Annotated in this window: 1 protein-coding gene; it reads left to right on the top strand. The window is 61.3% G+C overall.

The genetic code is table 11. The annotated features are described in order from the left end of the window. The first annotated feature begins 48 nt into the window (after positions 1-48). Positions 49-1086, top strand: a complete 1038-nt coding sequence (locus EU800_RS25970) for an IS110 family transposase (protein ID WP_129636344.1) — start codon at positions 49-51, stop codon at positions 1084-1086. The last annotated feature ends 297 nt before the right edge of the window (positions 1087-1383 follow it).

Below are 1383 nucleotides of genomic sequence, written 5' to 3'. Positions count from 1 at the left end.
GGCGGCGGTGACACTTCGACATCCACAGGATGAGAGAGGAGACATGCCATGGATATCGTTAGGATCGGCCTGGATCTGGCCAAGACTGTGTTTCAGGTCCACGGCGTTGGCAGTGACGATCGTACCGTGCTTAGAAAAACGCTGCGCCGCGATGCCGTCGTGCCGTTCTTCGCCGATTTGCCGCCCTGCCTCGTTGGCATGGAAGCCTGCAGCGGCTCGCACTACTGGGCGCGGGTGCTGTCCGAACTCGGGCACGAAGTCCGTCTGATCTCACCGCAATTCGTCGCGCCCTACGTCAAATCCAATAAGAACGACCGCAACGACGCCGAAGCGATCTGTGAGGCCGTCAGCCGTCCCTCGATGCGGTTCGTTCCACAGAAATCACCGGGACAGTTGGAGATACAAGCCGTCCACCGCATCCGGCAGAGGCTGATCTCGGACCGGACGCGGCTTGTGAACCAGATCCGAGGCTTGCTGGCCGAACATGGCGTTGTGATCGCCCGCGACATCAGCCGTCTACGCCAGGCCCTACGGCAAATCGTGGATGGGTGCCGCAGAGATGACGGCGTGCCGGATATGATCCGCGAGCTCGTGATCGAAACCCGGGAGGAGTTGGGTGAACTCGACAAGCGCATCGCCTCCTTCAACAGCAGGATCCGGGTTCTGTTCCGGTCGAATGAAGCATGCCAGCGGATCGGCCGGATCGAAGGGATCGGACCGATCACGGCGACGGCCCTGGTCGCAGCGGCCGGCGACCAGAGTTGCTTCCGGAATGGGCGGGAGTTCGCGGCTTGGCTCGGGCTGGTTCCCAGACAAAGATCGAGCGGCGGCAAGGCCCGGCTCTTCGGTATCAGCAAGCGCGGTGACCGCTACCTGCGGACGTTGATGATCCATGGTGCCCGAGCAGTTCTGGGTAAGGCCCATGGCAAGACGGATGCGAGAAGTCTTTGGATCGGCCGTTTGCGCGAGAGGCGGCATCCGAATGTTGTAGCTGTCGCGCTGGCCAATAAGAACGCGAGGATCATTTGGTCTGTCCTTGCGCGGAACGAAGAATACGATCCGACGCGCGGCGCCGCAGTCGGCTGAGGCTACCGAGGAGACTGATCAACAAGGCCGTCGCGCCCGAGAAATTGCAGCAACTTGGCTGGGGATGGTGAAAGGGTCGCTACCATCGCTTTCTGAACCTGATGTGTGGACCGGCACGGCGCCTGCCGATGCCTCGGGAGCATTGAGGAGAAAGCACGCGGAAATCCATCGGGGCTCGCGGCGGCGAAGTATCGGGCCGCTCAAGGAAGCCGGATATACGTCCGCAATTGCGAAACTCGAACCCGACCAGATCAGGCGTTGCAATCAGGCGGGGTCCATATACGTCCACACATGACA

It is taken from the genome of Tropicimonas sp. IMCC6043, assembly GCF_004146235.1.
Classification (GTDB): domain Bacteria; phylum Pseudomonadota; class Alphaproteobacteria; order Rhodobacterales; family Rhodobacteraceae; genus Tropicimonas.
This window is presented reverse-complemented; position numbering and strand designations above follow the sequence as displayed.

Coding starts and splice junctions, on each gene's coding strand:
- EU800_RS25970 (WP_129636344.1), top strand. CDS start 49: ATGGATATCGTTAGGATCGGCCTGGATCTGGCCAAGACTGTGTTTCAG.